Raw genomic sequence first — 25,200 nt, forward strand, 5'->3', positions numbered from 1 at the left:
TCTACAAGAATACTAGAAAGGCGGGATCACCCATGATCACTTCGTCTATCAAGCAATCATTCATCCGCATTGTAGGAGAAGCTTTCTACTATGACAGCCCCGCAGAGAGGCTCGTCTATTCATACGATGCCACCCCTAACTATCAGGCGATGCCTGATGCCATCCTCTCCCCTTCTTCAGCAGAGGAGATTGCAAGCATCGTGAAAGTGTGCGGAGAGCATGGCATCCCGATCGTACCGAGGGGTTCCGGCACCAACCTCTGTGCCGGAACCTGCCCGACCGAAGGCGGGATCGTCCTTCTCTTTACCCGTATGAATCGCATCCTGGAACTCGATGAGGAGAATCTCACCGTCACGGTCCAGCCCGGTGTGATCACAGGGGAACTCATAGCCTCCGTTGAAGCCATTGGCCTCTTTTATCCACCGGATCCAAGCTCCATGAAGATTTCCACCATCGGCGGGAATATCAACGAAAATTCCGGTGGCCTCAGGGGACTAAAATACGGGGTGACACGTGACTACGTCCTGGCTCTCGAGGCAGTGCTTCCGAATGGAGACATCATCCGAACGGGCGGTAAGCTCGCCAAGGATGTGGCCGGCTACGATTTGACGAGGCTCCTGGTCGGTTCCGAAGGGACGCTCGGAATCATCACTGAAGCGACACTGAAGCTCGTGCCCCTCCCGGAAACGAAGAAGACGATGCTTGCCACTTACGGAGACATGGAAGCTGCGGCCAAAAGTGTTTCCCATATCATCTCGGGCAAGATCATTCCCGCAACACTGGAATTCCTCGATCAGCCGACCCTTGCCGTCGTCGAGGATTTCGCCAGGATCGGTCTCCCTACAGAAGCGAAGGCCGTCCTCCTCATCGAGCAGGACGGACCCGCTGAACTCGTCACAAGGGATATGACGAGAATGAAGGAGATCTGTTTGGAGCACGGTGCCGTATCTGTTGAGCTTGCCGCTACACCTGAAGAAGCAGAAGCCCTCAGGACGGCAAGACGATCCGCCCTCTCTGCCCTCGCCCGGTTGAAGCCGACAACCATTCTCGAGGACGCCACCGTGCCCCGTTCTGAAATTGCCACGATGGTCTCGGCCATCAATCGCATCGCCGAAAAATACAAACTCAACATTTGTACGTTCGGGCATGCAGGTGACGGGAATCTCCATCCGACCGTCGCAACCGATGCAAGGGATCACGAAGAGATGGAGCGGGTGGAAGCGGCCTTTGCCGAGATTTTTTCTGAAGCGATATCGTTGGGCGGTACAATCACGGGGGAACATGGCGTGGGGATGATGAAGGCGCCATATCTTGAATGGAAGCTTGGCCCCGAGGGGGTGAATGCCATGAAACTCATCAAGCAGGCATTCGATCCAGGTAATATCATGAACCCGAATAAAGTATTTGCCAAAGAATCCAGGAAGCGCGTGGTGATTTCACGATGAGTGAACGAACGAAGATGCAGCAGGAGTTCAAGGAACGGATGGATGAGGATGAACTTCTTAATTGCATGAAATGCGGATTTTGCCTCCCCTCCTGCCCGACCTACATCGAATCGGGATTCAAGGAATCACACTCTCCCCGCGGCAGGATTGCCCTGATGAAAGCCGTCGTCGATGGGGTCATCGAACCGGACGAAGATGTAGAGCGTTCACTCGATCTATGCCTGGGCTGCCGAGCCTGCGAGCCCGTCTGTCCTTCCGGTGTGAAGTACGGGCATCTTCTGGAAGAAGCAAGGGACATCATCAACAAAAACAAAAAGCACTCCATCCGAGAGAAAGTCGTGAGAAAGACGGTATTTTCCGGTCTATTCCCCCACCCTGACAGGATGCGGACTGCCACTTCCCTGCTCGGCTTTTATCAGCGTTCAGGAATCCAGAAAGCCGTTAGGGCATCGGGACTCCTGAACATCCTGCCTGATCACTTGGCGACGATGGAAAAGGTCCTGCCCAAGGTGCCAAGACGCGGTGATATGACCGATCGTCCGCGTCACTTGGAGCCTGCAGGCACCAAAAAGAAAAAAGTCGCCTTCTTCAGCGGGTGTCTCATGGATACGCTGTTTCTCAGCACCAACAACGCAACGACAACCCTCCTCCAACAGGCCGGGTGTGAAATTGTCATTCCTCAAGCCCAAACATGCTGTGGAGCCCTTCATGGTCACAGCGGAGAGAAGGACGGAGCGAAAAAGCTTGCCAAAGAAAACATCTCAGCATTTGAAGATTGTGGAGCCGATTACATCATCACCAACGCAGGGGGATGCGGTGCCTTCCTTGTGGACTATGACCATCTATTGAAGGATGACCCGGAATGGAAGGGGCGGGCAGAGCGTTTTACTGCTAAAATCAAGGATGTTTCATCCATCCTTGTCGAACTTGAATTCCACCGCAACGATTTGAAGGTAGCTCCCCAGATCATTACGTACCAGGATTCCTGTCACCTCAGGAACGTACAGAAGACGTTCCTCGAGCCACGCATGCTCCTTCAGGCCGTCGGTGGTGCCGAGTACCACGAGATGAAGCAGGCCGACCACTGCTGCGGTTCTGCCGGCATTTATAATATTGTCGAGTCCGAGATGTCCATGAAAATACTGGATACGAAAATGCAGCATGCCAAGGATACAGGGGCCGTGACCATCATCACCTCGAATCCAGGATGCCTGCTTCAAATGAAGCTCGGAATCGAACGCGAGGGGCTATCGGACACTGTGCGGGCCGTTCATATTGTCGACTTCCTCCTTGAAGCAATCCGCACTGAGACAAATATGTTTTAGTCATAATAAAACCCGAATCATTTGCCTATGATAAAGCAAATGATCCGGGTTTTACATTCGTTTAATGAACATTCAAATTTCATCGTTTCCAGCGGTTGATCGGAGTGCAAGACGAAGACTCCAGCGGGAAGATGATGTGAGACCCCGCAGGCGTGCCGAGGAGGCTCACGGGCTACCCGCGGAAAGCGTAGTCTTGCACGGAGATCATTAGCGGTATTAAGATCCTATACTGATCGTGTTTGGCATTATAGGAGCCTTTTTTAGTTTTGTCCCATCCTTCTTCCTTTCTCCAACCTACTGCTTCTTCGACTTCGGGAACATGAAATACACTAAAAAGAAGAAAACAAGACCATATCCCGAGAGAAGCAGAATGGCAGACTCCGCTCCTTTTGTCATCCAAAGACCGATGGTCACCAAGATCACAATCAAAAAGCTCGCCCACACCCATTTGTACATGTCCCATCCTCCTCATGAAAGCGTCCGCTTTCTACTAGAATGTACGCATGGCTCGATGAAAAGTTTCACAAAAAAGGAAAATCCAGAAACCTTATTCAGCTTTCTCCACCATAAAATAGCTCGTAAACCCTGAACTTCTCATATGGATTCTCGGCAAATTCCCCGGTCAGGTCCACTTCTGCTTTCAGACGGAAAAGCGGATGCTCTTCCATATAGTGAATATACTCATCGGAGCTATAGTACAAGAGGATATCCACGTCCCTTGGATCCTGTTCTACCGAATGAAGTATGTTATTGATGACGCTCATGAAGATCTGGACAGAAAACGGGTTGAAAAAATAAAAGCGATTATCCCGTGGGTGGATGACATATTCCTCTGCCAGACACTCCTTGAAATGGACGTTATTCTTCCGGATTCCGGCATGCCTGAGATAATGATCCAAGTTCACCATGGCATCCCGGTAAAAGTCCCTGTTCATTTCAATCCCGATGGTCGTGCATTTGAACCGGTGGTGAAGATAAAAGTTCAAGCGCCCCTTCCCGCATCCAAAATCCACCACCCGGTCGGACCTGGAGAAAGGATACTGCTCGCAAAACTCATCCAGCGCCTCATACGGCGTCGGTTCATATCGATGATAGTGAAAGGACCGGTGGAAGCCCATTTGTCGTTTACCTGTCTCGATGTGGAGCAGGCGGTCATAATCTGTTTTCATAAGAATCTCCCTAAGGGGCTCGAAGCCCTTCGAATTAGGTCCATTATACATGAATCCTCTTAAAAGAATGGAATCCCGCACCTCCGCCATACTAAATACATGAACTTCCCGCCCGCATGTGGTAGGGTGAATGTGTTCTAAACAAATGGATAGGAGTGATCGCAGTGCAAAACAAAGAACAACGCAAACAAGAAATACTCGCTGCCCATCTGGACAGACATGCGACGAAAGAATTCGATCCCGAGAAGAAAGTTTCCGATGACGATTTCCGATTCATCATGGAAGTCGGTAGGCTTTCTCCCTCATCATTCGGTTTTGAGCCATGGCGCTTCCTCGTGATCCAAAGCGAAGAACTCCGTCAAAAGATCAAGGATGCCGCATGGGGAGCCTACGGAAAACTTCCTGATGCGAGCCACTTCGTGATCCTTCTCGCCCGGACAAAAAAAGATACCCGCTATGATGCTGACTATCTCCAACAGCACTTCAAAGAAGTGAAGCATATGCCGGATGAGCATCTACAAAAGTATCTGAGCCGGATCGAAGAGTTCCAGAAAGAAGACTTCAACCTTCTTGATGGTGATCGCCCGCTTTACGACTGGGCAGGCAAACAAACCTATCTTGCACTTGGCAATATGATGACGGCTGCAGCCGAAATCGGAGTGGATTCCTGTCCGATTGAAGGCTTCCACATCGAAAAGATGAATAAGCTACTTGAAGAAGAGGGACTTCTGGAAGATGGCCGCTTCAGCATCTCCGTCATGGTGGCATTCGGATTCCGCGTGAAGGATCCGGCAGAAAAAACCCGCCGTCCGTTTGAAGATATCGTCAAATTTGTATAAAGAACATAAATAAAAAGGATGGGACAAAACTAGTATAAGATCTTAATACCGCTCATGATCTCCGTGCAAGACTTCGCTTTCCGCGGGTAGCCCGTGAGCCTCCTCGGCACGCCTGCGGGGTCTCACATCAGCTACTCTTCCCGCGGGAGTCTTCGTCTTACACTCCGATCAACCGCTGGAAACGATGAAATTTGAGTGTTCATTAAACGAATATAAAACCCGAATCATTTGCTTTATCGCAGACAATTGATTCGGGTTTTACTATGACTAAAACATGTTTGTCTCAGCCTCTTCTTCATGCAATTCCATGATTCAATTCGATATAAATGGTCGTTCCTTTGTTCGGTTCGCTTTTAACGGTGATATTCCCTTTCATGGCATGGACGATGATGTGGGCCGCCATGACCCCGAGCCCCGTGGACTCATCCTTGATGGTAAAAAAGGGCTCCCCGAATCGCCTGATCTGATCCTTCGTCATGCCCACTCCCGTGTCGCAGATCGATATAATCACTTTCTCCTTCTTTTCCACCTTCACCGTCAGTGTCCCTCCAGCAGGCATGGAATCAATGGAATTCCGCATCATATTCATCATGCATTGACTGAAACTGCGCGGTTGTCCTCTGACCAGCACGCCTTCCTCCAATACCAGGTTCACCTTTACTTTCTGCTCCAGTGAAAATGCCTCGAGATCTTTTGCAACTTCCATGACCGCCAATCTGACGTCGATCGCTACGGGCTCATCCGGCATGGAATCCGTAAAGGTAAGATAATCCTCAATGACACCTGTTGCCTGTTCGATGCCAACAAGTGACAGTTCGATGAACTGCCGCTGCAATTCTATATCCTTCTCCTCCCTGATCAATTGAAGAAATCCTTTGGAAGAAGTCAGTGGATTCCGGACTTCATGGGAAATACTCGCCGCGAGCTGCCCTACCATATTCAGCTTATCCAATTGCTGTTCCTTCCGTTTCAACATGATGAGGTTGCGGATCATTTCGGCACATAATATGGCAATGATCGAAGCGGCCAAAGGAACGATTAGAAGAAGCATGTATTCCGCGAATTTAGTCTTAGGGTCATACATCTCGCCAAATGATAGATTGAAAAGCGACATATAGGTACAGAGGATGATCATGATCACCAGTTTCCACTTCAACGAATACTGAGCGAATCTTTTACTGATCATGGAAATGACCAGAAACGCAAAGAGATAATTGAAGATCACCAGATGGATGAGTTCCGGACCGATGAAAAGGAATCGAAACAGGACGATGACCGCGACCAAAATGATGGATACGAGGGGACCGAAGTAAAGGCTAGCCAGGAAGAAAGGAATCCTTCTTAAATCTGCATAGACACCTTCTGTGATTTCATAGCTGAACAACATGCATAGTAGAATGACAGGTATCGCCACCATAAGGGCACAGACCCTGGAAGGGAATTTCTTCTTCATATCATAATACAACGCAAAGAAAAGCAATCCGGTAATGATGAATAGAAAATCCAGTAAAAGTAACGTCAAGGCTTCCGGATACATCGTATCCCCCCATCCTGATCTTCTGTCATGAATGAACCTTTGGAAAGGCACACACCTGTAACCGAATGGCTGCCGTGCTTCCTCCTATCAGGACGCCCCTGGCGTTGAACAGTGGGTGACAGGTTACATCATAGGCCGCGTCGCCGTCGGAAAGGGTAAACACGATCTTCTTGCTCATGGTCTGGCGGCGGCTGATTACTTCCTTCTTCATTTGCATGAGCTCCTCGGAACCGCTGCCTTTTTCCATCTCCACATCCGTCCTCCCGACAGCAAGAACAGGATCAAAATCTGCGTGGGGATTAAAAAGCCATGTATAGCGAAGATTCAGGTCAAAGTGGGCCAATACCACCTTCGAATGCCGCAAAGCAAAAAAGAACGGACTCTTTTCCATACCGAATACAGAATAGTGGAAACCAAGCAGGTCAGCGAGGTCCTCTGCCAGCTTTTCACTAGGAGCTCTCAAGCCATTCTCGATCTTCGAATAATAAGATCTGTCAATATGTACGAGTTTGGCGACTTCATCCTGGCTTAAGCCCTTAACCTTCCGCATCCTGCCAAGCCAAGTTCTCTTTTTGTGCTCCATCTGCATCCCTCCGAGTTGTTCCTAGTTATATTATACTGAGAAGGGATTTAAAAGCTATGTGCCTATTTTGTCACTCTTGCTAAATTCCGTAAATTTGTTAAAAGGAACTAAAGAAAAGGTAATATCAGAAAATGAAAATAGGTCTTATGAACTTTGTTTTTAGAATTTTCATCCTTGTAAGGAGGTTTATTCAAAGGATGATTCCATATAAACAGCCCGCCTAAATACCCAGGCGGGCTTATCTTTTCATCGTTTAAACCAATCTGCCCCTTCGTCCATATGGAGGAATGGAATCTCGGTGTCTACTTCCCCTTCGATCCTCTCTGCTGCAATCTCTTTTCCTTCGAGCCAAGCCGAAAAATTGAATTCGACCGGCTCTTTATCACCGCCCAGGACAAACCAGGCCTTGCCCTCTTTAGGGAAATAGGCGGACGTATGAATGGTCCCCGCCCAGCTTCCATAAAGATCGGAGAACACCCCTTTATCACGGTCATTCATGAGGCGGAACGCTTCCCTTGCCTCCAGTCCCGGATGCTCTTTCAATATGGAAAGCCTTCGCTCTGAATCTCCAAGATGATTCCTGTTCTCCTCTACCTGGATTTCGAAATGGTTCGTACACGCGTGGTCTTCCCTTACCCTGATCCCACGGGGAGATGCCTCCACGATCTTCGTCACCCCACCGGCGTCATGGAGAACATAGCTGAAGGAATTCCGATGGGGGATTTCTTTCAGCATGGCGACTGCTTCTGCTACATCCCTGCATGACTCAAGCAGCATACGTCCGATCATACAGCAGATGAAACCCGGTCCCGGATTCTTACGATGCATAAAGTTATAACCTACGGCCAAACCGCACTCATTCATACCGTCCATGCGGCCTGTCGTACGCTGGCTCGGACCGATCATGGCATATCCTCCGTCAGACGGCTGGAAGAGCATATATCGTCCCTCATAGGTTTTCGGGTGGTAATCATAGTTACGGATGAGGTAGTCATGGCCTGTCATGATGGAGCAGCCGGATTTACCATAGGGGACCCTGTAGCCGCCGAACTCCCTTAAGACTGATTCCATTGGCCACTGAAGGGCCTCCTGGAGGCCAAGGATTTCCTCCCACACAAAGGGGGCGAATCGTTTGATGGCCATCTTTGCCTCCATAGGATCGATCACAAACCTCGGCTTTCTCACTTTCCACTGATTCTCCCTGTTCCGCACCGTCAGGGAGTCCTTCAACTTCTCTCCCTGAAACTTCCCGAAGTCGAAATGTGTACCCCTGAACTGGATGATATCACTATGGATCTGCTTCATAACTTCAAACCCTCTTTTTCTCTATTTTCCTTCATCATAAAGGATGCAATTGAAGAATGAAAGCAAACATTCTCCAATTCAAAAGAGGATGGGACAAAACTAAAAATGGCCCCTTTAATGCCGAACACAATCAGTATAGGATCTTACTACCGCTCATGATCTCCGTGCAACCGCTGGAAACGATGAAATTTGAATGTTCATTAAACGAATGTAAAACCCGAATCATTTGCTTTTTCGCAGGCAAATGATTCGGGTTTTACTATGACTAAAACATGTTTGTCTCAGCCTCACTCTCTTATTTTTTGATAATATGATCTATGATCCCATATTCCAGTGCTTCCTCTGCCGTCATGAAGTAGTCCCGGTCGGTATCCATCTCGACTTGTTCCAAGGGCTTGCCGGTCCTAACCGCGATGATGTCATTGATGTGCTTACGCAGTTTCACGATCCGTTTCGCGGAGATCTCAAGGTCCGTCGCCTGCCCCCTTGCTCCTCCGAGTGGCTGGTGGATCATGATTTCACTATTCGGAAGGGCCATCCGCTTCCCTTTCGTCCCAGCAAGAAGGAGCATGGCACCGAAGGACGCGGCCATCCCCGTACAGATCGTCCTTACCTCCGGAGTAATATAGTCCATCGTATCGAATATGGCAAACCCTGCAGAAGTCGATCCTCCAGGGCTATTGATGTAAAGGGAGATATCCTTATCAGGGTCATCGGCCGCCAGGAACAGGAGCTGGGCGACGATGCTGTTGGCCATGGCATCGTTGATCTCATCGCTTACCATGATGATTCTGTCCTTGAGCAGCCTCGAGTAGATGTCGTAGGAGCGCTCCCCGGTACTCGATTGTTCAATCACATACGGTATGGCATTCATCTTGTTTCCTCCTCCATTATGCTGCGCTGGAGAGGTTGAGGGAGGAATGGACATGCAGGCGTTCCCCGCTGACCGTCGACTGACGGGCAAGCAGCGTCGGGATAAACTGAAGAAGAAGGGCAGGATCCTGTGCACGCAGGGTACGGATCAGGATGGCATCCAGTTGGTTTTGAATGTCGGACGGCTCCTCCATGGCAGGCTCCTCCTGCAGATTTTTCAGTCTGTTCCTTGCACGACTCAATAACGCCTTGATCCCGGTTTCACTCATGTTCAGTATGGAAGCAATCTCTGGAATCCGGAATTGAAAGGCTTCTTTCAGGACGAAGGTGACCGTCTGCTTCGGGGTGAGACTTCGTAGAAGGTGGGTGCATTCAAAGCCGGACAGCTGATATGACTGCTCATAAGACGTAGCTTGAACCGTTTCCCATCGCCGCTTACGGGTTATATCAATCCACACGGAATAAGCGATACGCTTCAGCAGTGCCTGGGTCCACTCCTCTTGATGATAATGTTCCAACGCTCTGGCCAGAGACTCCTGTGCAATCTCGTCTGCATCCCACTGATTTTTCGTCAGAAAGCGGCAGTAGCGCAGTAGACCGTCCCTTTGCTCCTTCACACCCCCTGGGGGAGGCGACTTTTCAACAGGTTGCATATTCTTCACTCCTTTTCTTCCTCTCACACTACTAACGGATGGGATGCCGAAAAAGATACGGGTCACACCAATAATTCTTTCAGGCGATTAGGATCATCCACCCTGATGGCCACTTCACGCACCATGACCTTCCGACCCATGAAAAGGGTGGCTTCCGCTTCCTCCTTCAATGTGATAACCACCTGGGGCTCCACTTCTTCAAAATCTTTATACATCAGGAGAAGGCTGTCTTCACCTGGTTTTCCTCCCCAATCCATGTGTTCAATATTTTCGATCGGAAAGACAATCCTCTTTTGAAGTCCCTGTCCGATATAGATCATCCCGTCCCTCACTTCAAGGGGATGCAGGCGGGCGATCTGAATCTCAGCAAGGAACAGGATGATCCCGTATACATTAAGTATCAGAAGCACGATCGACAGGACAGGCTGCACATCATGGAGCCACCAATGCAACCCCACCGATTCCAGGACGATGGCATGGATCAACATGAGATTCATGGCTGTGTGGCTGGTATTCTGATGCATGGTCACCACTCCGCCATGGACCGGTGCTTTCCGCCTCCAGCTCATCAGACCGTAGTAGATGGCAAGGACTTCAGAAGTGATCATCCTGACGATAAAATGATCCTTCACATTCTCTATGGCAGCTGGGAGAAGTGAGAATAGGAGACCGTTTCCAGACTCCCTCATATCCCCCCTGATCCCCGGAATTTTCTTTACCAGGAGAATAACCAGTGCAAGCTCACCCATGACCACGAGCACTTCCACCGCCAGACCGGCATACAGCAGAACCGTGTACTGAGCAAAGTGTGCTTCAGGAAGGATGAATCTTGCGAGGACTAGACCGAATACCACGATACCCGCAAGCTGCTTTTTAGAGAGCTTGAATGCTGCATACATCAAAGCAGGCAGGACGACCAACAGGTCAAGGAGGCTCCCGAACACCACTGCCTTGCTGATATGAATATCCAGGTAGAGTTGTACTGAAGATTGATACAGGAGAATATTGCTCAGTAAGATGACGGGCACGAGCATGAGCGCCCATTTTGACATACGTGTCCTTCGGAAAACCATCGATTCACTCCAATCCTCTTATCCTTTTTCTTACATTATAGCAAGAAGGTTTAGATTTAGGAGGAATGACTATGAACATTCTTGAAAATCAAAAAAGGCAGCGCGACGCTGCCTTTCTTCAACATGATATTAACGATTCTTAACGGGCACCCATACCTCACAGCGAAAGTTTTCTGCCCCGGCGTCTTCCATCGGGTACAGTTCGAACTCAGGACCACCGCTGTGCTCAAATCCCGTGGACGGGAACCATTCTGTGAAGATCCTCTCCCATACGCGCTGTATGGCCAGAGGCATCGGACCCACCACCTCAAATACCGCCCAAGTGGCAGCAGGTATCGTATGGGTTTCATAGGCTACCGTAGCCGCCGTATGTTCAGCACCGATGAAATACGTGAATTCATCCTTGGTGCGATCTTCGTGCAGGCACACGCCCATAATCGAATCGGCGTTGGCAGCCCTGCAAATCTCCCGGTCAATCCCATCCCTGTTCACCTGCTCCCAGAGTTTGGGGATATCCCTCAGGTTTTCTCCATTCTGCGTGCTCATCCTTCTTCCGATCCCGGCCACTTCAAACGCTTCTTTTTTCACCATACGATAATTCATCTCGTTCACTCCCATTATCTGAAGTTTAAAACCCAATTTCGGATAAGCCCTGACAGACGCTGTGCGGATTTTTGAAGGTGGTACTCCATGAAGCTTCCGGAAGGCTTTCGAAAATGACTCCGGCGTTTCATATCCATACTTCAGGGCAACATCGATCACTTTTGCATCTGTCACCATGAGTTCCTGGGCGGCCACGGTGAGCCTCCTCTTCCGGATATACTCCGCAAGCGGGCAGCCGGATATCACGGAAAACATCTTCTGGAAATGATGATGGGAGTACATGGAGATCGAAGATAACTCATCCGGATCGATGACTCCGTCCAGATTCTTCTCAATATAGTCGATGCACTGATTCAACCGCTCCAGCATTTCCATCTGATCCCCTCCTTATGTAGAATACGATGAATGGGTGAAGCCTTCCTGTCTTTTTAGGCCTAATGAGGACAGATAACTGAGCTTAAAAAACACCACGTTTCCTCTAGTGTTTCCTTGCCACAACGGTCATGGATACAAAGACTGTACTTATAATAAGGGCTAGCAGGATATTCATCACTTGCATCGCGGTGATCTGAATGGAGCTGAACTGAAGAAACGTTATAAGAATAATAAAATAGCCAAGAATGGCGAAATAAGAATAAAACATCCCCTTCTCCCGGATCATTTTCATGCGTTCGTCTTTCTGAATGAACTGAGGGTGCAGATAACTCATGCAGAATGAGATGATCGCGAGCCCGAGAATTGGAAGAGCATGATAGGCAAAGGAATTAGCAAGGATACCGATGATGAGTACAAACAAACCTTGCACGCCGAGTAAAATCCCTAAAAACAAATATGTTCCTCTTCGTCCTTTCATATGGTTCATTCCCCTTTCTGATTTTCATATAAAAATAACTCCTCAATACTGACATGAAACACTTCCGCCAGCTGAAATGCGAGCTGTAAGGAGGGATCATACTTGCCTTTTTCAATGGATATAATGGTTTGTCTCGATACGCCGAGTTGTAGAGCAAGCTTTTCCTGGGATAACCCTTTTGATTTTCGGTATTCCACCAGTTTATTTTTCATGGTCTACCTCCTTGTTGTCATCATAAAGTAAAGGAAACTTTACGTCAAGGAAACTTTACATTTTACAAAATATGAAACCATCACGTTGTGCATTTCGTAAATATATGAATCAATCATTTAAGGACGTGATCACTATGATGCAAAACCAGATCAATCAGTATGAAGACATTTATACCACACTGAAAAAGCGCCTTCGCTGGCAGGTTTCCGATCACCAGGTACTCATGTTGACCGCCTCCATTTATTGTACGAATGATCATCCTTTCGACGTGGAACGCTTTATGGGCATAAGCGAGATGATCAAAAAAGAATCCGGTATGTTTTCACACATGAAATCGCAGTTGCGCTTCTCATGCGCTGCCCTTCTCGACGTAAAAACCGAAGGTCCCCACCTGCAATTCGAACGCCTTCAATCCCTTTACAACCGGCTCATTGAGGCAGGATTCAAAAAGGGGGTCTACACTCACCTTGCCGCCCTGGCGGTACTGGGGGAAGAAGAGATCGATCCAGATCTTCCAGAACGCGCGCTTACCCTTTATAAACGGATGGCAAAGGAGCATCTCTTCCTCACCGGTCACAGCGACTATCCTTTCGCCATGCTTCTTGCAAAAAAGGGGCAGGAGAATATCGTGGACTATATCGAAACCTTTTATGATCAGTTGAACCACGAAGGCTTCCGCAAGGGGAATGATCTTCAGACAATGAGCCATATCCTTTCCCTTCAGGAGGAAGAAGGACCGGAAGTCATGATCTCAAGAGCCCTGCGCATACACGATGCCCTTCGTTCTGAGGGGATCCGCATGAAACCGGCATACTATCCGCAAGTCGCCCTCCTGTCATTCGTCAAGGATGCAGACTGCGGGAGGATCCGTTCCATATGGGATAACCTGAACAGCATCAAAGCCTTCAAATGGCATAAAGATGTGAATTTCATGATGGCCGTGAACTTCTATGTGAGTCATCACTTGGAGGATGCTTCACTCGCCCAAACCAGCTTGTCGACGACGATCGAGACGCTGATCCAAGCACAGCAGACCGCCATGATTGCCACCTTGTCTGCAAGCGCCGTCATCACAAGCTCGTCCAACGATTCATGATGGAACTGCTGGCATTCGCCCTGCTCCCCCTCTCTGTGACATTGCTCATCATCATTGCAGGGATAAAATTAAAAAAAAAAAACGATCTCCCTCTCTCTTCTATACTCCTTTTGATGAGATCACCGGGCAGACTGAAGTGGAATTCCACGAAGAACAGGACATCCCGGCGGAAGAGGAGGAGACTGGAGACGAACCGGAAAGGACTCATCCATGATCAGCAAAGTTCAATACATCATCATATTCATCTTCGCCATTATCTCAGGAATCACAGGAGGCTTTTTTGATCTTCCTTTTAGAGCATTGGCAATCGTGATTGCAGCCTCTGTCCTTTTCATTGCCTTGATCCCCTACGTATATTTTCTATACTGTTCCACCAATACATCTAAAATCGAACAGTTTCTTTCTGCACGAAGAAGACAACCAATACTCGGCTTTTATTGGGCGCTGGGACAAGGGAATCCGGACCTTGTGAAAGGCCAGCTCGACAAGATTCTCGGAAAGTACAAGTCTCCCTCCCATCAAGCGGTTTTCCTCTTGGCCGAGGCTTCACGCCGAGGGGATGTACGGAGCGCTGCTTCCCGTATCCAACAAATAAAACAGCCTCCAATAAGGGAGTATTACGAGGTTCACATGTTGCTGGAGGAAGGACGATTTGAAGAAGCCAAAGGGAAGGCAGATACCCTGCAAAAAGATTGGATGAAAGAAAGCATCCTCGGCCGACTCCACTCCCTTAACGGGGATGCAGAAGCAAGCAGGAACCATTACATACTCGCCGCTCAATGCTGTAAAGGGGTTCAGCGGTATCTTCTGGAGGGGATGTACTGATTTAGAGCACACAAATGAAAGGAATACACACGTGTTAGTTAGAAGCATCGGATTACGTAAATGTTGAAAAGTATAGGACTTGAACCACGCTTTGAAGTACGACAAAAAACCGGGCGCATCCATTCCATTCAGGAATAGGGAGCGCCCGGTTTTTGCATTCTACTTCACTTTGATGATGATCTTCCCTTTTGCATGATGGGTTTCACTCAGGGCATGGGCATCCTTCAAGCCTTGTTCACTGAGGTCGAATGTCTCACCTATTACCGGTTTGAGCTCTCCCTTTTCATATAGGTCTGCCAGCTTCTTCAGCTGTTCGCCGTTCGGCTCCAGCCACAGGGATTTCGTTGTGAAATCGGCTGAATACTTTTCAGGGGGCTGATCGGCAATGGAGACGAGCTTACCACCCTTTTTCAATACCTTGAAGCTGTCCTCCTGAACCTTGCCACCCATCGTATCGACGACAAGATCATAGTCTGATAAGAGCTCGCTGAAATCCTGCTCGCGGTAGTTGATGAATTCGTCTGCACCGAGGGAACGGACAAACTGCTCATTTTTACCACTCGCAGTCGTAGCGACATAGGCACCAAAGCTCTTAGCAATTTGAATGGCATAACTTCCGACTCCTCCTGATCCTGCATGGATCAATACCTTGTCGCCTTTTTTGATTTCACCAAAATCAACCACACACTGCCAGGCCGTCAATCCAGCAAGTGGGATCGCCGCTGCTTCTTCGTAGCTCATGGAATCAGGCATGGGTGCCAGCAGATGGGCATCCACCGGAACATACTCTGCATAAGTCCCCTGATTCGTCGTTTCCGGACGGGCGAATACCCGGTCCCCTACGGAATAGTCGCTGACGTTCTTACCGATTTCAGAAATGGTGCCGGCTACATCCCAGCCCAGGATAATCGGGAATTCAAAGTCAAGCATCTGTTTCAAGTATCCCTCTCTCAGCTTCCAGTCGATGGGATTGATTGCCGTCGCATGGTTCTCTACCAGCACCTGATCATCACCGATTGCCGGCTTATCCACTTCCTTTTCTTCCAAAACATCCTTGCTTCCATATTGATTGATCACAATTGCTTTCACAGTGGCTTCCTCCTTCATAATCTTCATACGGTATATGTTCCCTCAACCTGAATAAGAATAAACACAGGAACTTCAAGGTTCATTTGTTGGCGTCACCGCTTCATTTGAGGTAACGTTTAAGCTACATATAGAGAGGGAAAACTCTCACTATCTCATCAACCAATCAATTCAGGAGGTTCATTTAATGGAAAAGTATGCCTTATTGATCAATGGTCAACAAACCGGTCAGGATCTCGACACGATCGAGGTCGTGAATCCCGCCACATCCGAGGTGATTGCCACCGTTCCGAACGGGAGCACGAAGGAAGCAAAGAAAGCTGTCGATGCTGCTTCTGAAGCGTTTAAAAGCTGGAGTGCACACTCTGCCTACGAGCGGAGCGAACTGGTGCGGAAATGGCATGATCTCATTCATGAAAACCGTGAAGATCTTGCCCGCACCATGACGCTCGAGCAAGGAAAGCCCCTTAAAGAAGCCCTTGGGGAAATCGACTATGCCAACGGATATATTTCATGGTTTGCAGAAGAAGGGAAACGGGTTTATGGAGAGCAGATCCCGGCTACCCAGCGGGATAAGCGCATGTTCGTGACGAAGCAGCCTGTAGGTGTCGTGGCCGTCATCACGCCGTGGAATTTCCCTGCTGCAATGATTACACGTAAGGTCGCCCCTGCATTAGCGGCGGGATGCACCGTCGTCATCAAACCGGCTGAACTCACACCGCTGACAGCCTTCAAACTTGCCCATCTGGCTGAAGAAGCCGGCATACCGAAAGGCGTCATTAATGTTGTCAGTGGTGACTCCAAAACCATCGGGGAAGCATGGACAGATGATACGCGCGTCCGCAAGCTCACGTTCACAGGCTCAACACCCGTCGGTAAAATCCTCATGAAAAACTCTGCGGATACGATGAAGAAGATCTCCCTTGAGCTTGGCGGCCACGCTCCATCCATCGTGACCCAGGATGCGGATCTTGATAAGGCCGTCAAAGGTGTGGTGGCTTCCAAATACCGCAACGCCGGCCAAACCTGCGTATGCACCAATCGCATATATGTCCATGAATCCATCGTAGATCAATTCACTGAAAAATATGTTGCAGAGGTCAAAAAGCTGAAGGTCGGAAACGGACTGGACGAAGGCATAGACATCGGCCCCCTCATTGATGACCGTGCTGTAGATAAAGTAAAAAAACACATTGAAGATGCCGCGGATAAAGGAGCTAAAATCGAGACCGGCGGAAGCGTGAAAGAAGGGCTGTTCTTTGAGCCCACCGTACTCACCGGTGTAACGGACGATATGCTCTGCATGAGCGAAGAAACATTCGGCCCCCTTGCCCCGATCACCACGTTCAAAACGGAAGAAGAAGCCGTTGAGCGCGCCAACGATTCCATCTATGGTCTCGCAGCGTATGTGTTTACGGAAAACATCTCCCGGGGAATTGCCATCTGTGAGCAGTTGGAATACGGGATTGTCGGATTGAATGACGGTGGCCCATCCGCTCCTCAGGCACCGTTCGGCGGATTCAAACAGAGCGGCCTTGGCCGGGAAGGCGGCCATCAGGGAATGGACGAATACCTGGAAGTGAAATATATTTCTGTCGGATTATAATCCTTTTCGCGTGGCTGAGACAAACGTGTTTTAGTCACCGAACAACCCGGATTCATCTGCCTGCGATCAGGCAAATGAATTCGGGTTTTTATTTTGTTCCAGTACCAATACGATTATATGGTTTCCAGCAGCGGTTGATTGGAGTGCAAGACGAAGACTCCCGCGGAAACCGAAGTCTTGCACAGAAATCATGAGCGGTATAAAGAACCTATACTGATCGTGTTCGTCATTCAATGGTCCTTTTTAGTATTGTCCCACCCTCTTTTTTTGTTGACCTTCACGTAGCGTCCTGGATTACAGTGAAAGCTATCAACAGAAAGGAGAGTGACAGAATGGAAGCCTATCCGATGCCCATGTTTGTGAAAATGGAAGTGAGAGATATCGAGCGTTCAGTGAAATGGTACAAAGATGTCCTGGAATTCAACGAGGTCTATTGTCATAGAGGGGAGGAAAACCAGATCGTAATGGTCCATATCCGCGGTGAAAGATACCAGGACCTTATGCTGATTCCGGCGGGATCCCCTGTTCTTCCTGAAGGATTCACCATCAACCTGCAATGGAAGGACGTTGATCTGACTGCCAAGCAGGCACCCGAGTCCAATATTATGGAAGGGCCAGCCGATCGTCCATGGAATGCAAGGGAATTGGTCCTGATCGACCCGGATGGCTACAAGCTGACACTATCGGAATTGCTTCATAGGGGGATGTCGTTCGATGAAGTCAGGAAGGGATTCTAAGCGTTTACAGGCTACCTGTCAATATGTCAGAATAAATACTATATTTAAAAAACGAATTGACGAACGAATTCTTTATGTGCTAGATTACTACTATAGTAAATGTCAACGACGGGAAAGAGTAGATCGGGACACTGTTGCAAAGAGAGCCGGCATTTGGTGGGAGCAGGCGAACGGTACCCTATTGAAAATCATCCCTGAGACGCAGTGCCGAACGGAGTAAGCACTGCCGGTTTTCCACCGTTAACAGGAAGACGTATGTTGGTACGTTCAAGTGTCGCTTGCTTTTTTTAGCAGGCGGAATTCGGGTGGTAACGCGGGTATAAGCTCGTCCCTTTAGATTTGAGGGGCGGGCTTTTTTGTTTTTCCAGGATAGAATCAGGAGGTTCAACATGACGAATAAAAAACATATGATCATAGCAGGATTCATGCTCTTTTCCCTCTTCTTCGGGGCAGGGAATCTGATTTTCCCTCCCACGCTTGGCATGGAATCGGGCAATGCGTTCATTCCAGCAATCACCGGCTTCATTCTCTCAGCGGTATTCCTACCCCTCATTACGATCATCACCGTTTCTCTTTCGAAGAATGGGCTTTTATCGATCGGTGAGCGGGTTCATCCCCTTTTCGGAATGATCTTCGCTGTCATCGTCTACTTGTCCATCGGCGCTTTTTACGGGATACCCAGGGCCGCCAACGTCGCGTTCGAGCTTGGATTCGAACAGATCCTTCCCGTACAGGGACATATGCCGCTCTTCTTATTCTCGCTCATTTTCTTCGGTCTGACATTTGTGATCTGTCTGAATCCGAAGAAGGCGATCGACCTAGTAGGACAGTGGCTCACGCCCGCTCTGCTCATCGTATTGGCTTTTCTATTCATCAAGGCCTTTTTCACCTATTCCTACGGGGAAGCACCGACTTCAGTAAAGTTCCAAGACTCCCCTTTCCTTACGGGATTCATTGAAGGCTATTATACGATGGATGCCATCGCAGCCCTTGCTTTCGGCATCGTCATCATAAATGGGTTCCGCTCCAAAGGAATGAGCAAACGGAGTGAGCTTGTGAAGGGGACGATCGGTGCAGGATCGATCGCCGCTGTGGGACTCATCCTTGTTTACGTGTCCCTTGGATGGATCGGTAGGGTCATCCCGGCTGACCAGGCAGTGGCCAATGGCGCAGAGCTTTTGGTACTGGCCTCAGGACAACTTTTCGGTCCGAGCGGAAATCTGATTTTTGGTGCAATCGTGATACTTGCCTGCCTGACAACCTGTGTCGGCCTGATCAACGCATGCGCCCAATTTTTCCAAGAGCGCTTCACCGCCCTTTCCTATAAAGGGTATGTCGGGGTATTCACCTTGATCGGGCTTCTCTTTACGAACCTGGGATTGAATATGATCCTCAAGATTGCCGGACCTCTTCTATCCTTGATCTACCCTGTAGCCATCGTTCTGGTCGTCCTCTCCCTTGCCCAGCACTTCCTGGGGAAAAGCAGGAGGATGTTCATCCTATCGGTGGGGATGACGGGTGCGTTTTCACTTTATGAAACGTTCCACAGTTTCAATCTGGTTCCAAAGGTTCTGGAACAGGCCGTTGACTGGATCCCTCTATCGGCAAATGGGTTGGAGTGGACCCTTCCCGCTCTTCTCTGTGCCATCATCGGCTTTGTGTGGGACCACATTTCCGGTTACAGGCGTACGAGTGAACAGTGGCATGGATAAACGAAAGGCAAGGTGTCTTCACGACACCTTGCCTTTTATTCTTGACGTTCCTTTTCAAGGAAGATCTCTTCAAGTGTAGGTTCATCGACTTCCACTCGGTAAACGTCGACCTTGATCCGGTTAAGGACGCGGATGATTTCCGCAATCTTCTTCTCCTCCTGTACAACTACATGAAAATGGGTGTCCTCCATTTCTACATCACGACCATTGATGGTAAGCCATTGTTCCAGATCCTCTTGATCACGTACAGGGATGGCTGAATGTTTGACTTTCACTTCAATATTCGAGCGGTAAAATGCCCTCAGCTCTTCCATCGTGCCGCTTTTTATAATCCGCCCCTCCTTCATGATGGCAAGACGGTTACAGATCTTTTCCACTTCGTCGAGATTATGAGACGTCATGAAGATCGTCTTACCCTGTTTCTGCAGGGAACGGATCAGGTGCTGAATCTGCAGGACCGACTCTGCGTCCATTCCTGAAGTCGGTTCATCAAGGAAGATCAATTCAGGATCATGGATGATCGCCTGTGCCACTCCAAGCTTCTTCTTCATACCGAAGGAGAACTTGGAGGTTTTTTTATGCTCGTGCCCTTCAAGGCCAACGGCGGCCAGCACCGACATGCACGTTTCCTTGGCCACCTTCTTCCCCGATACACCGGCAAGGAACTGCAGATGCTTCAGTGCGGTCATGGATTGATAGAATGTTGAATAATCAGGCATGACGCCGATCTTGTGCTTGATGGCATTGTGATCCTCCTCTTCTCCCAGGAGGGAATAGCTACCGGAAGTTGGGATCACGATGCCGGTCAGCATGTTGATGAACGTTGATTTCCCAGCTCCATTCCTCCCGAGGAACCCGAAGATTTCCCCTTTCTCCACCGTGAGATCGATTCCTTTGACTACCTGATTTTTCCCGAATGACTTCGTCAGCCCTTTCGTTGTAATCATCAACATCCCCTCCTTCTGAAGAATACATATGACAGTAACAGTAAAATGAAAGCATCAACGTACATGAGCAAGAATGTATAATCTTCCCTGACGAGATAATAGTTCGGATCAACATACTTCATCCAGCTGAACCATGGATTCGAGGTGTAGGCAAGCCAGTACCCGAGGATCGGGAGGAGGATCCCGGCGATGATGCTCATGAACATCGTCAACGCAGGTACCGCTACCACCGTCGACAGCAAAACCGTAAAGGCGACCTGACAAGCGATGAGACCCATGAGCTGAAAGAATGTGAAAGCATCGAACCGGTGAGAGAAGATCGCGATGATCACGTGGGAAACGGTGATGCAAGCAAACCAGAAGGCCAGGATCCCGAGGAACTTGCCTGCCACGATGGACTTTCTTGACGTCCGGGTCAGCAGGAACCTCATGGTCCGCTCATGCATCTCCCGGTTCATCGTGTCATGGGACAATCCCATGACGAACAGTTGCCCGAATACAATCATGACCACCAGCAAGCCTGCCGAATGGGCCATATCCGCCTCATCGGGCGTTAACTCCAATGCGCTCTCGAACATCGAGGAGAATTTCGCAAAATAATATGTGGGGACAAGGAGCATGAGGATGATGGCGATGGACTTGAACCCCTTGAATAATTGAAAGAATTCCCTTTTGGCTATGGCAAACATATGAACACTTCCTTTTCTTATTTGTCTATACAAAAAGGATAATCCACTACATTTAACGCAGGTGAAATCTCACCTTAACTTTTCCTTAATTCTCTAATTCTACTAAAACTTTGATGATATGATAGGGGTAACACCGTTAAGATAGGAGATTAATGATGAATGAAGCACGATTATTGATTGTTGATGATGAAATGGCACTTATGAATATGCTTGAGACCCTGCTCCTCAGAGAGGGAATTTCAAAGATTGATAAAGCAGAGACTGCCTCACAGGCACTTGCCCTATGTAAGAGTCATACCTATGATTTGATACTCTTGGATGTGATGCTTCCTGATCAAACAGGTTTTGAGATTTGCCCATCGATCCGCGAGCAATCCGATGCCACGATCTTCTTTCTGACCGCCAAGGCAGGCGACCTCGATAAGTTATCGGGATTTGCCGTCGGGGCTGATGATTACATCACCAAGCCCTTCAACCCCCTCGAAGTCGTCGCAAGAATCAAGGCACATCTGTCCAGGAGGTTGAAGATCAGTACGATACAGGATCAGACCGTACACAGCTGCGGACCCATCGAAATGAACACATCTACAGGGGAAGTGTTTGTACGGGGCGAGGCCGTTCGACTTCCTGCCCAAGTATACCAATTATTACTATTCTTTTGTAAGCACCCGAATCAGCTTTTCAGCAAGGGGCAGTTGTATGAGCAGGTGTGGGGAGACGCCTTCATGGGGGAAGATAACACCGTCATGGTGCACATCCGGAAGCTGCGGGAGAAAATCGAGGAAGATCCCGGAAATCCCGAGCTCATCCTGACCGTGCGGGGACTGGGGTATAAACTGGAGATTCCTAGGGAAAGCAGATGAATATCCATACTCGATTCATCCTCCACCTCCTCGGTCGCCTGATCCTGACCGGCTTCCTTTTATTGCTGTCGCTCTTGATCATTTTCTTATTCATCGCGTTTCTCACCATGAATTCTGCCATTGAAAAAGACCTCACCACCGCAGAAGGACTCTATTTTTCCGACAGGTTTGAGATCAAAGAAGGCAATGCAACCATCGACGAACATCTACAAAAGGTTCTTCAAAAGCAAAAGAGCTGGTTGATCATCCTGGACTCCAAGGGAGACATTGCCGGATCCTACGGTGCGCCCGATTCCGTTCTCTCTTCAAAACATCTTCTGTCGGCTGCCGATGAGGTCCCTTTCACCGATATCCAAACCTGGGAGATCTTGAATATGGACGATGAACCGTCCTACGTGATGCTGGGGAAACATCATCCTGAGGAGCAGTGGATGAGCAAGGTGCAAGATGAGGTCGATTGGGGTAAAGGAGAATGGTTGCTCTCGACAAAAGATCAGCGGCAAATGAAAAAAGAAGGGGTTTGGATTCAGCTGACCGACCCAGATGGCAAGGTTCTTCAAGCTTATGGAGACCGGCCACCTTCAGAGGACTACACGTACCAGGACCTCCTTCAGCTGGATGATCCGAATCAGACCGTGCACCAAGATCCCCTATCAGGAAACATCCTGATTACAGGGATCCATCCTCCTGCTGAAGCACCCATTTCGGTGCCGATCCATAACGGGTGGTTCATCGCACTTATCGTCATTGCCCTCCTGATCTTGTTCAGCACCTTTTGGTATGCACGGAACCTCGGCACCCCTCTCTTGATCATGGTGAAATGGATCAAACAGCTCTCTGACGGCCAATACTCCCAACCGGTCAACCAAGTCGGGGAATCCACGATCTATAAAAGAAATGGGAAGCTTAAACGGAATTATCGCCTGTACAAAGAGCTTTTCAGCCAGCTATCCAAGCTGACGGACACACTGAAGAGCAACGAAAGGCACGAAAAGAAGGTGGTCAGCTCTCGGGAAGAGTGGATCAGCGGACTATCCCATGATCTGAAGACCCCTTTGTCATCCATTACCGGATATGCCCAGATGCTTCAGTCCGATCAGTATGAATGGACACCTGAAGAAATAAGGGACTTTGCTGGTACAATCGTTGATAAATCCGCATTCATGAAGGATCTCCTTGATGATCTCACCCTCGTTTACCAGCTCAACAGCCAAGCCTTGCCCATCAGGAAAGAAAAGACAGATATCAACGAATCCATCCGGAGGAGCATCATTTATTTCATCAATACGGCACAAGCCGATATCCGCTTCCTTCCTGCAGAAAATCCTCTGCTCGGGATGGTGGACCGTAAATGGTTTCAGCGAATCCTAGACAATCTGTTATCAAATGCCATTAAACATAACAGAGACGGTACTACGATCACCATCTCCTCAGAAGCCATAGAAAACCAGCTCATGGTCATCAAGATCGAAGATGATGGAGAAGGAATGGATGCCGAGACCCTCTCCCACTTGTTCCAACGCTTTTACCGCGGCACCAACACCAGTGACTCCGGCAGCGGTACCGGGCTCGGGATGGCCATTACGAAACAACTGATTGAACTGCACAACGGTTCCATCAATGTACAGAGTGCGCCTGACGAAGGAACAAGGGTAAGGCTCATCCTTCCCCTATAAGACCTGAGTTGGGGAAAACATTAAAAAAGTGCCCATTAAAAAACCCGGATTCATCACCCTTATCTTAGGCGAATGAATCCGGGTTTTTCTATGACTGAAACACGTTTCTCCCAGCCTCTGCTACTTTTTCTGGATGTCAGTATGCACCTTCAGAATACGTCAGCTCATAACCGTGGGAGTAGATTTCAAAGATATTGCCGAAAGGATCTTCTACATACACCATCCGGTAAGGGTTTTCACCAGGGTAGTATTCCCGGATCGGCATGCGTTGCTTGCCGCCGTGCGCCTTGATTTTCTCTACTAGGCCTTCGATATCTGGATCCTGGATGGCAAAATGGAATAAGCCGGTCTTCCAGTATTCGAAGTTGTTCTCAGGGGCTTCATTCTGTGGGAATTCGAATAGTTCAATTCCGATCCGATCGCCTGTGGCCATGTGGGCAATCCTGAATGTATCCCATTCGTTACCGAATACGTCACGGCACATTTGTCCGATGGCACTATCATCGTTCTCAACATCGGACGGCTCCATGATGATATACCAGCCGAATACCTCCTGGTAAAACTTCACTGCTTCATCCAGACTTGGCACGCTTAGGCCGATATGTGAAAATGATCTTGGATATGGTTTCATATTAAGTGTCCTCCTTGAGTTGAATTGCCCTCATTATAAACGGCGATTCATTCGAATGTAAGTATGCACTTTTTTGTGAGATACTAACCTGGAGGTAAGAAAGGATGAACTGAATGACAGTGGAGAAAAATGAAAATGGAAAGCTGAAATGCTCCATTGAATATACGCTGAAAAAAATCGGCGGCAAGTGGAAAACCGTGATCCTTTGGCATCTCGGAACGGATGGGGTCCATCGCTACAATGAATTGAGGAGACTCCTGCCAGGCGTCGCACACAAAGTGCTCAGCCAGCAGTTGAAAGAGCTCGAGGAAGATGGTTTCATCATCCGGACATCTTACGACACCGTCCCTCCAAAAGTAGAATATAGCTTATCCGATTTCGGTCGTACGGTGATGCCCGTCCTTCAGGCCATGCACAAATGGGGACGTACCCACGGTCCTTTCTCCGATGAAGTTTCTCCGGTTGACATATCGAGGAATATCGATTAGTCTAATCCACATGGAAAACTACGTAGATATTTTCAAAGCGTTGGCTAACAGCACTCGATTGGAAATGTTGAAATGGTTGAAGGATCCCTATGATCATTTCGACAAACCTTCTGCACATCTTTCGAAGAATATGAGTGAAAAAGGAGGCGTGTGCGTTGGTGATATTTCGGAAAGGGCCGGGATGTCCCAATCCACTGTTTCGCACTATTTATCTATGATGCAGAAGGCTGGATTACTGGAGTCGGAACGTCACGGAAAGTGGACGTACTACCGAAGGAACGAAGAGAATTTAGAGAAACTGGCGAAGTGGATCAAAGAGGAGCTTTAAGCCTCTTTTTTTAAGTTTTCATATCGATATTATTCGAAATATAGA

General features: G+C 48.6%; 27 protein-coding genes, 1 pseudogene and 1 other annotated feature. Of the genes and pseudogenes, 13 read left to right on the plus strand and 15 right to left on the minus strand.

Annotated elements, in window-relative coordinates; all coding sequences use genetic code 11:
- The first annotated feature begins 32 nt into the window (after nucleotides 1-32).
- Nucleotides 33-1,445 carry a glycolate oxidase subunit GlcD gene (glcD, locus tag AF331_RS10335; RefSeq protein WP_053428058.1) on the plus strand — a complete coding sequence of 471 codons (1,413 nt, stop codon included), beginning with the start codon at nucleotides 33-35 and terminating at the stop codon, nucleotides 1,443-1,445.
- Nucleotides 1,442-2,770 (plus strand): (Fe-S)-binding protein, encoded by a 1,329-nt coding sequence (locus tag AF331_RS10340; protein ID WP_053428059.1) that lies wholly within the window; start codon nucleotides 1,442-1,444, stop codon nucleotides 2,768-2,770. Before glcD ends, AF331_RS10340 begins: the two co-directional genes overlap by 4 nt.
- 294 nt (nucleotides 2,771-3,064) lie before the next feature.
- Here the strand turns inward: AF331_RS10340 and AF331_RS22375 are convergent, their stop codons facing one another.
- Nucleotides 3,065-3,226: a hypothetical protein gene (locus AF331_RS22375; RefSeq protein WP_156450607.1), complete on the minus strand. Its 162-nt coding sequence runs from the start codon at nucleotides 3,224-3,226 to the stop codon at nucleotides 3,065-3,067.
- Between the two features lie 95 nt (nucleotides 3,227-3,321).
- The gene (locus AF331_RS10345) at nucleotides 3,322-3,939 is read right to left on the minus strand and encodes a class I SAM-dependent methyltransferase (RefSeq protein ID WP_235576365.1); all 618 of its coding nucleotides are present in this window, start codon (nucleotides 3,937-3,939) and stop codon (nucleotides 3,322-3,324) included.
- Between the two features lie 164 nt (nucleotides 3,940-4,103).
- Here AF331_RS10345 and AF331_RS10350 point away from each other — a divergent pair, with 164 nt between their 5' ends.
- Nucleotides 4,104-4,778, plus strand: coding sequence for an NAD(P)H-dependent oxidoreductase (locus tag AF331_RS10350; RefSeq protein WP_053428061.1), 675 nt, complete (start codon nucleotides 4,104-4,106; stop codon nucleotides 4,776-4,778).
- A gap of 295 nt (nucleotides 4,779-5,073) precedes the next feature.
- Here the strand turns inward: AF331_RS10350 and AF331_RS10355 are convergent, their stop codons facing one another.
- From AF331_RS10355 to AF331_RS10400, 9 genes are all read right to left on the minus strand, one after another.
- Nucleotides 5,074-6,300, minus strand: coding sequence for an ATP-binding protein (locus AF331_RS10355; RefSeq protein WP_160316513.1), 1,227 nt, complete (start codon nucleotides 6,298-6,300; stop codon nucleotides 5,074-5,076).
- Between the two features lie 40 nt (nucleotides 6,301-6,340).
- Nucleotides 6,341-6,898, minus strand: coding sequence for a helix-turn-helix transcriptional regulator (locus tag AF331_RS10360; protein ID WP_053428063.1), 558 nt, complete (start codon nucleotides 6,896-6,898; stop codon nucleotides 6,341-6,343).
- Between the two features lie 246 nt (nucleotides 6,899-7,144).
- Nucleotides 7,145-8,203, minus strand: coding sequence for a C45 family autoproteolytic acyltransferase/hydolase (locus AF331_RS10365; RefSeq protein ID WP_053428064.1), 1,059 nt, complete (start codon nucleotides 8,201-8,203; stop codon nucleotides 7,145-7,147).
- 295 nt (nucleotides 8,204-8,498) lie between these two features.
- Nucleotides 8,499-9,077, minus strand: coding sequence for an ATP-dependent Clp endopeptidase proteolytic subunit ClpP (gene clpP / locus AF331_RS10375; protein ID WP_053428066.1), 579 nt, complete (start codon nucleotides 9,075-9,077; stop codon nucleotides 8,499-8,501).
- A 16-nt stretch (nucleotides 9,078-9,093) separates the two neighbouring features.
- Nucleotides 9,094-9,729 (minus strand): sigma factor-like helix-turn-helix DNA-binding protein, encoded by a 636-nt coding sequence (locus tag AF331_RS10380; protein ID WP_053428067.1) that lies wholly within the window; start codon nucleotides 9,727-9,729, stop codon nucleotides 9,094-9,096.
- Nucleotides 9,730-9,791: 62 nt separating this feature from the next.
- Nucleotides 9,792-10,781: a hypothetical protein gene (locus AF331_RS10385; RefSeq protein ID WP_152915599.1), complete on the minus strand. Its 990-nt coding sequence runs from the start codon at nucleotides 10,779-10,781 to the stop codon at nucleotides 9,792-9,794.
- A gap of 150 nt (nucleotides 10,782-10,931) precedes the next feature.
- Nucleotides 10,932-11,780, minus strand: coding sequence for an AraC family transcriptional regulator (locus tag AF331_RS10390; RefSeq protein WP_053428069.1), 849 nt, complete (start codon nucleotides 11,778-11,780; stop codon nucleotides 10,932-10,934).
- A 103-nt stretch (nucleotides 11,781-11,883) separates the two neighbouring features.
- Nucleotides 11,884-12,258 (minus strand): hypothetical protein, encoded by a 375-nt coding sequence (locus tag AF331_RS10395; RefSeq protein ID WP_053428070.1) that lies wholly within the window; start codon nucleotides 12,256-12,258, stop codon nucleotides 11,884-11,886.
- 5 nt (nucleotides 12,259-12,263) lie between these two features.
- Nucleotides 12,264-12,470, minus strand: coding sequence for a helix-turn-helix transcriptional regulator (locus AF331_RS10400; RefSeq protein WP_053428071.1), 207 nt, complete (start codon nucleotides 12,468-12,470; stop codon nucleotides 12,264-12,266).
- A gap of 104 nt (nucleotides 12,471-12,574) precedes the next feature.
- Here AF331_RS10400 and AF331_RS10405 point away from each other — a divergent pair, with 104 nt between their 5' ends.
- The 3 genes and pseudogenes from AF331_RS10405 (at nucleotide 12,575) to AF331_RS10410 (ending at nucleotide 14,392) form a co-directional block, all read left to right on the plus strand.
- On the plus strand, nucleotides 12,575-13,567 hold the full coding sequence (locus AF331_RS10405; RefSeq protein ID WP_160316514.1) for a DUF4003 family protein: 993 nt from the start codon (nucleotides 12,575-12,577) through the stop codon (nucleotides 13,565-13,567).
- Nucleotides 13,567-13,781, plus strand: a pseudogene (locus tag AF331_RS21855) (DUF3951 domain-containing protein). The gene AF331_RS10405 and the pseudogene AF331_RS21855 overlap by 1 nt, the downstream one beginning before the upstream one ends.
- Complete coding sequence (locus AF331_RS10410; protein ID WP_053428073.1) at nucleotides 13,778-14,392, plus strand: hypothetical protein; 615 nt, start codon at nucleotides 13,778-13,780, stop codon at nucleotides 14,390-14,392. The pseudogene AF331_RS21855 and the gene AF331_RS10410 overlap by 4 nt, the downstream one beginning before the upstream one ends.
- Before the next feature lie 159 nt (nucleotides 14,393-14,551).
- Here AF331_RS10410 and AF331_RS10415 read toward each other — a convergent pair whose 3' ends face one another.
- On the minus strand, nucleotides 14,552-15,481 hold the full coding sequence (locus AF331_RS10415; protein WP_053428926.1) for an NADP-dependent oxidoreductase: 930 nt from the start codon (nucleotides 15,479-15,481) through the stop codon (nucleotides 14,552-14,554).
- 184 nt (nucleotides 15,482-15,665) lie between these two features.
- On the opposite strand from AF331_RS10415, the gene AF331_RS10420 reads away from it, so the two are divergent.
- The 3 genes from AF331_RS10420 to brnQ all read left to right on the plus strand — a co-directional run bounded on the left by AF331_RS10420 (nucleotide 15,666) and on the right by brnQ (nucleotide 19,533).
- Nucleotides 15,666-17,084, plus strand: coding sequence for an NAD-dependent succinate-semialdehyde dehydrogenase (locus tag AF331_RS10420; protein ID WP_053428074.1), 1,419 nt, complete (start codon nucleotides 15,666-15,668; stop codon nucleotides 17,082-17,084).
- Between the two features lie 332 nt (nucleotides 17,085-17,416).
- Nucleotides 17,417-17,821: a VOC family protein gene (locus AF331_RS10425; RefSeq protein ID WP_053428075.1), complete on the plus strand. Its 405-nt coding sequence runs from the start codon at nucleotides 17,417-17,419 to the stop codon at nucleotides 17,819-17,821.
- Nucleotides 17,822-17,917: 96 nt separating this feature from the next.
- Nucleotides 17,918-18,157 (plus strand) — a binding site (T-box leader).
- Nucleotides 18,158-18,210: 53 nt separating this feature from the next.
- Nucleotides 18,211-19,533: a branched-chain amino acid transport system II carrier protein gene (gene brnQ / locus AF331_RS10435; protein ID WP_053428077.1), complete on the plus strand. Its 1,323-nt coding sequence runs from the start codon at nucleotides 18,211-18,213 to the stop codon at nucleotides 19,531-19,533.
- 35 nt (nucleotides 19,534-19,568) lie between these two features.
- Here brnQ and AF331_RS10440 read toward each other — a convergent pair whose 3' ends face one another.
- Nucleotides 19,569-20,486, minus strand: a complete 918-nt coding sequence (locus AF331_RS10440; RefSeq protein WP_053428078.1) for an ABC transporter ATP-binding protein — start codon at nucleotides 20,484-20,486, stop codon at nucleotides 19,569-19,571.
- Nucleotides 20,480-21,169 (minus strand): ABC transporter permease, encoded by a 690-nt coding sequence (locus AF331_RS10445; protein ID WP_053428079.1) that lies wholly within the window; start codon nucleotides 21,167-21,169, stop codon nucleotides 20,480-20,482. Before AF331_RS10445 ends, AF331_RS10440 begins: the two co-directional genes overlap by 7 nt.
- A 155-nt stretch (nucleotides 21,170-21,324) precedes the next feature.
- Here AF331_RS10445 and AF331_RS10450 point away from each other — a divergent pair, with 155 nt between their 5' ends.
- Both AF331_RS10450 and AF331_RS10455 read left to right on the plus strand, forming a co-directional pair.
- Nucleotides 21,325-22,032 carry a response regulator transcription factor gene (locus tag AF331_RS10450; RefSeq protein ID WP_053428080.1) on the plus strand — a complete coding sequence of 236 codons (708 nt, stop codon included), beginning with the start codon at nucleotides 21,325-21,327 and terminating at the stop codon, nucleotides 22,030-22,032.
- Complete coding sequence (locus AF331_RS10455; RefSeq protein WP_053428081.1) at nucleotides 22,029-23,708, plus strand: sensor histidine kinase; 1,680 nt, start codon at nucleotides 22,029-22,031, stop codon at nucleotides 23,706-23,708. Before AF331_RS10450 ends, AF331_RS10455 begins: the two co-directional genes overlap by 4 nt.
- Nucleotides 23,709-23,844: 136 nt before the next feature.
- Here AF331_RS10455 and AF331_RS10460 read toward each other — a convergent pair whose 3' ends face one another.
- Nucleotides 23,845-24,339, minus strand: a complete 495-nt coding sequence (locus AF331_RS10460; protein ID WP_053428082.1) for a lactoylglutathione lyase family protein — start codon at nucleotides 24,337-24,339, stop codon at nucleotides 23,845-23,847.
- A 113-nt stretch (nucleotides 24,340-24,452) separates the two neighbouring features.
- Between AF331_RS10460 and AF331_RS10465 the strand changes: the two genes are divergently transcribed.
- Both AF331_RS10465 and AF331_RS10470 read left to right on the plus strand, forming a co-directional pair.
- A complete protein-coding gene (locus AF331_RS10465) occupies nucleotides 24,453-24,827 on the plus strand; it encodes a winged helix-turn-helix transcriptional regulator (protein ID WP_053428083.1) in 375 nt (124 codons plus the stop codon).
- A gap of 10 nt (nucleotides 24,828-24,837) precedes the next feature.
- On the plus strand, nucleotides 24,838-25,155 hold the full coding sequence (locus tag AF331_RS10470) for an ArsR/SmtB family transcription factor (protein WP_053428084.1): 318 nt from the start codon (nucleotides 24,838-24,840) through the stop codon (nucleotides 25,153-25,155).
- Nucleotides 25,156-25,200: the final 45 nt, after the last annotated feature.

It is taken from the genome of Rossellomorea marisflavi (assembly GCF_001274775.1).
Lineage (GTDB): Bacteria > Bacillota > Bacilli > Bacillales > Bacillaceae_B > Rossellomorea > Rossellomorea marisflavi.

What these genes read in the sequence shown, in the direction of transcription:
- glcD (WP_053428058.1), top strand. Translation starts at nt 33, where the DNA reads ATGATCACTTCGTCTATCAAGCAATCATTCATCCGCATTGTAGGAGAA.
- AF331_RS10340 (WP_053428059.1), top strand. Translation starts at nt 1,442, where the DNA reads ATGAGTGAACGAACGAAGATGCAGCAGGAGTTCAAGGAACGGATGGAT.
- AF331_RS22375 (WP_156450607.1), bottom strand. Translation starts at nt 3,226, where the DNA reads ATGTACAAATGGGTGTGGGCGAGCTTTTTGATTGTGATCTTGGTGACC.
- AF331_RS10345 (WP_235576365.1), bottom strand. Translation starts at nt 3,939, where the DNA reads ATGAAAACAGATTATGACCGCCTGCTCCACATCGAGACAGGTAAACGA.
- AF331_RS10360 (WP_053428063.1), bottom strand. Translation starts at nt 6,898, where the DNA reads ATGGAGCACAAAAAGAGAACTTGGCTTGGCAGGATGCGGAAGGTTAAG.
- AF331_RS10365 (WP_053428064.1), bottom strand. Translation starts at nt 8,203, where the DNA reads ATGAAGCAGATCCATAGTGATATCATCCAGTTCAGGGGTACACATTTC.
- clpP (WP_053428066.1), bottom strand. Translation starts at nt 9,077, where the DNA reads ATGAATGCCATACCGTATGTGATTGAACAATCGAGTACCGGGGAGCGC.
- AF331_RS10380 (WP_053428067.1), bottom strand. Translation starts at nt 9,729, where the DNA reads ATGCAACCTGTTGAAAAGTCGCCTCCCCCAGGGGGTGTGAAGGAGCAA.
- AF331_RS10385 (WP_152915599.1), bottom strand. Translation starts at nt 10,781, where the DNA reads ATGTCAAAATGGGCGCTCATGCTCGTGCCCGTCATCTTACTGAGCAAT.
- AF331_RS10390 (WP_053428069.1), bottom strand. Translation starts at nt 11,780, where the DNA reads ATGGAAATGCTGGAGCGGTTGAATCAGTGCATCGACTATATTGAGAAG.
- AF331_RS10395 (WP_053428070.1), bottom strand. Translation starts at nt 12,258, where the DNA reads ATGAAAGGACGAAGAGGAACATATTTGTTTTTAGGGATTTTACTCGGC.
- AF331_RS10400 (WP_053428071.1), bottom strand. Translation starts at nt 12,470, where the DNA reads ATGAAAAATAAACTGGTGGAATACCGAAAATCAAAAGGGTTATCCCAG.
- AF331_RS10405 (WP_160316514.1), top strand. Translation starts at nt 12,575, where the DNA reads ATGAATCAATCATTTAAGGACGTGATCACTATGATGCAAAACCAGATC.
- AF331_RS10410 (WP_053428073.1), top strand. Translation starts at nt 13,778, where the DNA reads ATGATCAGCAAAGTTCAATACATCATCATATTCATCTTCGCCATTATC.
- AF331_RS10420 (WP_053428074.1), top strand. Translation starts at nt 15,666, where the DNA reads ATGGAAAAGTATGCCTTATTGATCAATGGTCAACAAACCGGTCAGGAT.
- AF331_RS10425 (WP_053428075.1), top strand. Translation starts at nt 17,417, where the DNA reads ATGGAAGCCTATCCGATGCCCATGTTTGTGAAAATGGAAGTGAGAGAT.
- brnQ (WP_053428077.1), top strand. Translation starts at nt 18,211, where the DNA reads ATGACGAATAAAAAACATATGATCATAGCAGGATTCATGCTCTTTTCC.
- AF331_RS10440 (WP_053428078.1), bottom strand. Translation starts at nt 20,486, where the DNA reads ATGTTGATGATTACAACGAAAGGGCTGACGAAGTCATTCGGGAAAAAT.
- AF331_RS10445 (WP_053428079.1), bottom strand. Translation starts at nt 21,169, where the DNA reads ATGTTTGCCATAGCCAAAAGGGAATTCTTTCAATTATTCAAGGGGTTC.
- AF331_RS10450 (WP_053428080.1), top strand. Translation starts at nt 21,325, where the DNA reads ATGAATGAAGCACGATTATTGATTGTTGATGATGAAATGGCACTTATG.
- AF331_RS10455 (WP_053428081.1), top strand. Translation starts at nt 22,029, where the DNA reads ATGAATATCCATACTCGATTCATCCTCCACCTCCTCGGTCGCCTGATC.
- AF331_RS10460 (WP_053428082.1), bottom strand. Translation starts at nt 24,339, where the DNA reads ATGAAACCATATCCAAGATCATTTTCACATATCGGCCTAAGCGTGCCA.
- AF331_RS10465 (WP_053428083.1), top strand. Translation starts at nt 24,453, where the DNA reads ATGACAGTGGAGAAAAATGAAAATGGAAAGCTGAAATGCTCCATTGAA.
- AF331_RS10470 (WP_053428084.1), top strand. Translation starts at nt 24,838, where the DNA reads ATGGAAAACTACGTAGATATTTTCAAAGCGTTGGCTAACAGCACTCGA.